The sequence below is a fragment of the Streptomyces sp. NPDC093586 genome (assembly GCF_044764905.1).
Lineage (GTDB): Bacteria > Actinomycetota > Actinomycetes > Streptomycetales > Streptomycetaceae > Streptomyces.
On the sequence record NZ_JBIWJA010000001.1, the window covers coordinates 460,612 to 467,478 of the forward strand.

7 protein-coding genes and 1 pseudogene are annotated in these 6,867 nt (G+C 69.8%); 6 read left to right on the top strand and 2 right to left on the bottom strand.

Annotated features, from left to right (window positions below; translation table 11 throughout):
- Together ACIRFH_RS02105 and ACIRFH_RS02110 are read right to left on the bottom strand one after the other, a co-directional pair.
- Positions 1–340: pseudogene (locus ACIRFH_RS02105) on the bottom strand (pentapeptide repeat-containing protein); the annotation flags it as partial.
- Positions 303–620 (bottom strand): hypothetical protein, encoded by a 318-nt coding sequence (locus tag ACIRFH_RS02110; protein WP_403516633.1) that lies wholly within the window; start codon positions 618–620, stop codon positions 303–305. The pseudogene ACIRFH_RS02105 and the gene ACIRFH_RS02110, both read right to left, overlap by 38 nt.
- Positions 621–660: 40 nt before the next feature.
- Here ACIRFH_RS02110 and ACIRFH_RS02115 point away from each other — a divergent pair, with 40 nt between their 5' ends.
- The 6 genes from ACIRFH_RS02115 to ACIRFH_RS02140 form a co-directional block, all read left to right on the top strand.
- Positions 661–1,461 carry a tetratricopeptide repeat protein gene (locus tag ACIRFH_RS02115; protein WP_403516652.1) on the top strand — a complete coding sequence of 267 codons (801 nt, stop codon included), beginning with the start codon at positions 661–663 and terminating at the stop codon, positions 1,459–1,461.
- Between the two features lie 135 nt (positions 1,462–1,596).
- Positions 1,597–2,727, top strand: coding sequence for a transposase (locus tag ACIRFH_RS02120; protein WP_403516634.1), 1,131 nt, complete (start codon positions 1,597–1,599; stop codon positions 2,725–2,727).
- 112 nt (positions 2,728–2,839) lie between these two features.
- Entirely contained in the window at positions 2,840–3,319 is a 480-nt protein-coding gene (locus tag ACIRFH_RS02125; protein WP_403516635.1) for a MarR family winged helix-turn-helix transcriptional regulator, read from the top strand.
- 762 nt (positions 3,320–4,081) lie between these two features.
- Complete coding sequence (locus ACIRFH_RS02130; RefSeq protein WP_403516636.1) at positions 4,082–5,050, top strand: alpha/beta hydrolase; 969 nt, start codon at positions 4,082–4,084, stop codon at positions 5,048–5,050.
- A gap of 122 nt (positions 5,051–5,172) precedes the next feature.
- Positions 5,173–5,649, top strand: coding sequence for a Dps family protein (locus ACIRFH_RS02135; RefSeq protein ID WP_403516637.1), 477 nt, complete (start codon positions 5,173–5,175; stop codon positions 5,647–5,649).
- A gap of 688 nt (positions 5,650–6,337) precedes the next feature.
- On the top strand, positions 6,338–6,867 hold a 530-nt coding region (locus ACIRFH_RS02140), incomplete at its 3' end, for an alpha/beta fold hydrolase (protein ID WP_403516638.1).

A 6,867-nucleotide genomic window follows, 5' to 3' on the forward strand; every position in this document is an offset into this window, starting at 1 on the left:
GGAAGGTCACCGACCCGAACTCGGCGGTGCCCTGGAAGGTTGCCGACTCGAACCCGGCGAGGCCAAAGCGTGGGTTTCCGGTGGCGGAGTCACGGAGGGCATTGAGGAGGGCGTTGAGAAGGGGTTCGGTGAAGGGGGTGCCGCGATGGTCGATGTCGGCGCCAGGAGCCAGGCCTGCCAGGTAGGCGTCGCGGTCGGTGTCAGCCAGATGGGCGAGGCATTCGGTGTGGCCGGGGACGTGGATGCCGCGGCAGCCGAGGGGGTCGGTAGCGGGGTCTGCGCCGTGTGCGCAGTACGGCCAGTCAGGCGCCCCAGGCACGAGGTGTGAGGGTGTGCTCATGGCGTGGCGACTCTATTGGGCGGCCACGGGGTGCGTCCCCCCGCCCGTCGTCCGGCTCCTCGCCCCCGCCCTCGATGACCGTCAGGTCCGTGCGCCCGCCGGCGTACGGGTCGGGGGTGCCGGCGGGGGTGTTCCGCACAGCCTCCCTCTGCGCCGCGCCGTTGCCGTTGCCGTTGAAGACGAAGACGGGCCGGATGCGCCAGTTGCGGCCGTCGGGGTGGAGGAAGCCGTGGGCGGCGAGCTGCTTGAGGCTGCGGAGCATCCGTATGCTCCCGGCCATGAGATTCTTCCGGTCGCGCGGCCGAAGCGACGCCCAGCGAATGACGGGAACGCCTGTGGCTGAGGCCAAGGCCCTTTACGAAGCCGGGCGTTACGCCGAGGCGGAGGCCGAAGCCCGCTCCGTGGCCCGATCGCGGCCACACGACGACATGTACGCGGCGGTGGCACTGAACATCGCCGCGCTCGCGACGGGCGCCCAGGGGCGTCACGCCGAGGCGCTCGCCACCTACGACGAAGCGCTGCCCGCCTTCAGCAGGATATTCGGAGCCGATCACTGGCTGACCCTGAAGCTGCGCTCGGACCGCGCCCAGCAGCTGGCCTCGCTCGGTCAGCACGCCGAGTGCGAGGCGGAATGTGCGGCCGTCGCCGAGGCCGCAGGGCGCGGTACCGGTCCGGAAATGTCATCCCTGGCAGCGGCCGCCCGCAACGGGCTGGTCTTCGCCCTCAATGCGCAGGGGCGTCACCAGGAGGCCGAGGCGCTCGCCCGCGAGGCCCTGGCCGCCCATCCCGAACGTGACCGGGCGGCCCTCGTCCTGCGGCTCGGCCTGGCTCGCAGCCTCAACGGCCAAGCCCGCTACGAAGACGCCCTCGCCGAGGCGCAGGGCGCCGACAGGCTGTACCGCGCTCTGCCCGAATACCAGCGCCACCCGGATACGGGCGCCGTCGACCTGGCTTTTGCCAATGCCCTGTTGGGATTGCACCGCGCTCTCGACGCCCGTCGCCGGGCTGCAGCCGCTCACGATGCCTGCCTGGCCTCCTTCGGTCCGGACCACTACCGCACCGTCGAAGCCCGAACGCTGCTCGAGCACATCGACGAGATGCCGTCCCGCCGGGAGGTGTAGGGGATCTCCGCGGTTGAGTGCGTGGGTTCTGCTCCCTCGGGCGCACCGTCTGCCGGTGTCTGCTCCCTGCTCGACCGGCAGGCCACCGTGCAACTGTCCGGAGCGAGCGGGCCGTTCGACTCCAGGGGGTGCACGGTGGCCTTGTCCCGGCATGACCTGCTCCGCCTGCTCGAGTCACTGCGTTCGGCCGATGGCCTTGAACTCGTCCGCGAGGCCGCCGAAAGGCTGCTGCAGGAACTGATCGAGGCCGAGGCCACCACGAAGACCGGCGCCGAGTGGGGCGAACACACCGGCACCCGCACCACCTGGCGCAACGGGCACCGGGAGAAAACGGTGACCACGCAGGCCGGCGACCTCGAGCTCGCGATCCCGAAACTGCGGGCCGGGAGCTTCTTCCCCAGCCCGCTGGAGCACCGGCGGCGCATCGGCCAGGCCCTCCACGCGGTCATCACGGAGGCATACGTCCACGGCGTGTCCCCCCGGTCGGTCGACGACCTGGTCAAGGCACTCGGCTCGGACACCGGGACATCCAAGAGCGAGGTCTCCCGGACATGCGCTGAGCCGGACGAACAGCTGGACGCCTTCCGAACCCGGTTCCTGCGTCACCTGCGCGAACGCGGCCTGAGCGGCGTCCGCCCGGTCATCTCCGACAGCCACAGCGGCCTGGTCAAAGCGATCCGCAAGGTCATGCTCGGCGCTGCCTGGCGAAGGTGTCGTGCTCACTTCGCGCGCAACGTCTTCGCCGTGATCCCGAAAGGGTCGGCGGAGATGGCCGCCGCCACGATCCGCACGGTCTTCGCCCAGCCCACCGCGGACGCGGTCCGCAGCCAGCTCGACACCGTCGCCGACATGCTCGGCCGGCAGTTCCCCAAGGTCACAGAGATGCTGCTGGAGGCGAAGGAGGACCTGACCGCGTTCGCGGACTTCCCCCACCAGCACTGGAAGAAGATCCGGTCCACGAACCCGCTCGAGCGGCTGAACCGGCAGATCAAACGCCGCACCGATGTCGTCCAGGTCTTCCCCAACCCGGCCGCCGTCCTCCGCCCGGCCACCGCGGTCCTCACCGAACTCCACGACGAATGGATCGCCTTCCCCCGCCGCTGCCTTTCCAACGAGAGCATGGACGCCCTCTATCCCGACGACACGATCGTCCTGCCCGCCGCATCAGACGACCGATCGCCTACACCACCAGAAGGAGCCGACCGAGCCAGGCATCGCCCTCAGCGCCTTCCGATCACAGGAAGCGGCAGTGCGGGGTGCTCATGAATGCCACGTCACACGTCCGCGAGCACGGCGAAACCACTGGCCTCGACCAGTTCCCTTGTGTACGTGCTAAACGCCCGAATGGGCATTGTGGGCAATGGGGTAAGGTGGTTTCATGGCCACTCCGGACCCCACGTCGCCTACGGACCGTGCAGCCTCGCTGCTGCTGGACGATCAGCTGTGCTTCGCGCTCTACGCTGCCTCGCGTGCGGTCACCGGGCTGTACCGGCCGAAGCTGGACAACCTGGGCCTGACGTACCCCCAGTACCTGGTGATGCTGGCCCTGTGGGACCGAGACGAACTCTCCGTCAAGGAGCTTGGTGCGGCGCTTCAGCTCGACTACGGCACGCTGACGCCGCTGCTGAAGCGCCTGGAGGCCAACGGGCTGCTCCGTCGGGAGCGCCGTCCGGATGACGAGCGGACGGTCATTCTCACGCTCACCGAGGAAGGCACTGCCCTGCGGGAACGCGCTAGTGCCATTCCCGCGGAGATCGGGGAGGCCATGGGGCTGGAAGCCGATGAGTTTGAGCAGGCACGTGCGACTCTGCGCCGGCTGACCGCGAATGTCACCCGCCACACCCCCTCCCGCCGCTGACGCCCCTTGCCTGTCCGCCCCGCAAGAGCGGAAGATGCCAGGCTGTCATCGGGGGAAGCATGTGCCCACCGTGAATATGTGCGCCTCAAGCCCGAGCACCTCCTGACCGCTGGTCCACTTCCCGACGCCGCCGGCGTGGCGGACACCGTGCCCCAAGGGCTGTCGCCGCTCCCCGACAGCCGGATCGGACCTGCCGGGGAGCGGATCCTGCGTCCGCGGTGCCGGCCTTCCGTTCTCCTACGGTGACGGCCCCGCCTGCCGGCTGCGATCACGCTGCCGGTGAGTAGTTGCCCTCGAGGGTGAGGAAGGTGCTCACTCACGTGGTTCACTCACTCGATCGCCCCAGGCCGGGCAGGCCTGCACGCTGACCCTCGAGGCCGTGATACGCCCCCCTCGCGCCGCGGGTGACCGGCGCTCCAGCCGATCCTTCCGAGTCGAAAATGCCGGATGCCAGTACGTCACGGTGCGGCCTGTCGGAGCGGCGATTCGATCGACCGGTCAGCTGCGCGCAGTGGCAGTGGCAGGCACCGGCTTCAAGTACTGCCGGTGCCCGACGACGTCCCCCGGCGGTAGCGAACGGCACGCCGCCGTGGTGCGCCAGACGACCTCGAGGGCCGTGTGGCCGTTCTATGACGCCGACCGGCAAGCAGGGCACAAGCACATCGCTCTCATTTAACTTGCGCGCGATGTAATCGCCCGCTAGTCTTTTGCTCAGTGGCTCGCCCGGGCCACCCACCACAGATCGACTCCAGGAGTTTCACCATGTCTGATCACACGCCGTCCGTTCCGGTTCTGGAAGCCGCTGCTGCGGAGTTCGCCAAGGCGACCGCGAACCCGCCCTACCTGTTCGACCTGGGCCCGGTGGAGGGCCGCAAGACGGTCGACGAGGTCCAGTCCGGTGAGATCGTGATGCCGCAGGTCGACGAGGAGTGGGTCACCGTCTCCGGCGGTCCCACCGGCAGCGTCCGGGCCCGCCTGGTCCGCCCGGCCGGGGTCGAGGGCACCCTGCCGGTCATCCTCTACATCCACGGCGCCGGCTGGGTCTTCGGCAACGCCCACACCCACGACCGTCTGGTGCGCGAACTGGCCGTCGGAGCCCGAGCCGCCGTGGTCTTCCCCGAGTACGACCTCTCGCCCGAGGCCCGCTACCCGGTCGCCATCGAGCAGAACTTCACCGTCGCCCGCTGGATCGTCGAGGAGGGCGCCGACAAGGGCCTGGACGCGACGCGCATCGCCGTCGCCGGTGACTCGGTGGGCGGCAACATGACCGCGGCGCTGACGCTCATGGCCAAGGAACGCGGCGGCGTCCCGCTGGTCCAGCAGGTGCTGTTCTACCCCGTCACCGACGCGAGCTTCGACACCGCCTCCTACCACCAGTTCGCCGAGGGCTACTTCCTGCGCCGCGACGGCATGCAGTGGTTCTGGGACCAGTACACGACCGACGAGGCCGAGCGCGCCCAGATCACCGCCTCGCCGCTGCGCGCCACCACCGAGCAGCTCACCGGCCTGCCCCCGGCCCTCGTCATCACCGGCGAGGCCGACGTGCTGCGCGACGAGGGCGAGGCCTACGCGAACAAGCTGCGCGAGGCCGGCGTGCCCGTCACCGCCGTCCGCTACCAGGGCATCATCCACGACTTCGTGATGCTCAACGCCCTGCGCGGGACCCACGCCGCCGAGGCCGCCATCACCCAGGCCGTCACCGTCCTGCGCACCGCGTTCCACACCGCCTGATCCACATGGCCTCGACTAACGGCGCGACCGCACCTGGCGAGCAGGCCACCGCCCAGAGCTGCCGGCGGAACGCCTCACACCGGTCCCTGCCACCGAAGACGATTCGCAAGGAGAACCCCCGGATGCCCGCCATGAAGAACACGCTTCCCGACGCGGCCCGTCAGACCGCCGGCAACGCGCTGCAGAACACCCTCGTGGATCTGCTCGGGCTTTCATTGGTAGGGAAGCAGGCGCACTGGAACATCGTGGGGCCCCGGTTCCGCTCCCTCCACCTGCAGCTCGACGAGTTGGTGACAGTGACACGAGAAGCCGCCGACACAGTCGCCGAACGGGCCGCGACACTCGGCGTCCCGCCCGACGGCCGGCCGACGACGATCGCCTCGGCGTTCACGCTGCCCGGCCCGAAGGCCGGCTGGACACGCGACGACGACATCGTCGAGATGATGACCGATGCCTTGGAAACCGCCGCCGTACGGCTGCGCGAGCGCATCGACGCCACCGAGAACGCCGACCCGGTCACCCAGGACCTGCTGATCTCGATCACCGCCGAACTCGAGAAGCAGCGCTGGATGTTCGCGGCCCAACTCGCCACCTACTGAACGATAAGCCGCGGCGGGCGGGGCAAGTACACCTGGATGACTCCGCCGCCCCGCTAGCTCCTTGCGTTCTGGCAGCTCGCTGGCCGTCCCTGCCCTCGACGCGCCGAATGGCCGCGGCGAGGACGAACGAGGGACCGGGCTGGGGCGCGGCCGACGGCCCCCGACGCCCACGTCATCCGGCTCGCCAACCAGCCAGGTGCCCGCGCGGAAGCATGCGAAAGCCCACGGGACGAGCAAGGCTCACCATCCCTCGTCGGCCAGAGAATCTCCGCGCCTGCTGCATGGCGGCCCGCTTGCCCGTGCACGGCAACTACACCGATCGACAGCACATTCGACGGCTCCCCGGCGCGGCCATATGACGCGGTTGATGTCTTGCTCGGTGGGGGGCATCCGGGTCGGGAGGCAGACGTGTCCCCACGTTGCTGGTGGCGTTCCGGGCAACACGGGTGAACCGGGCTGGTCTTCGGACGTAGGGCAGGGAGAAGGCGCCGACGCTGCGGGCCTGCCCGAGCAGTGGGTCTGCCTTGCCCGGTCCGAGCGTGGCACGTGGCGGGCCTTCTCGTTCACGAAACCGTATGGCACCCAAGATTTAACTTGTGCACGTTTACCTTGCGTCATAGGTTTTCTGGTGGCTGCACCCCCATCGGTGCCCACCAGGACCCACATCTCATGGAAAAGGATCTTCACGATGCGTATCACCCGTCCGAGCCGTCGGCTCGCCCTGGTCGGCGCTGCCGCGGCCGCCACAGCCCTGTCCGCCACGGCGGTCGCCCTGCCCGGTGCGGCCGGCGCGGCGCCCGGCCACCACGAGGAGCGGCCGACGATCGTGCTGGAGCACGGGGCGTTCGCCGACGCCGCGAGCTGGGACGGTGTGGTCGAGCGGCTGCAGCGCGCCGGCTACCCGGTGGTGGCCGCCGCGAACCCGCTGCGCGGCCCGGCGCACGACGCCGCCTACCTGCGCAGTGTCGTCCAGCACGTCGACGGGCCCGTGGTCCTGGTCGGCCACTCCTACGGCGGCACCGTCATCAGCCAGGCCGCCGCCGGGCTGGAGGACAAGGTCAAGGCGCTCGTCTACATCGCCGCGTTCCTGCCCGACGTGGGTGAGAGCTCGCTCGGACTGACGGACAAGTTCCCCGGCAGCACCCTCGGCCAGGCGGTCGAGCCGGTGAACTACACGCTCCCCGACGGCAGCCGGGGCGCCGACGTCTACATCCGGCC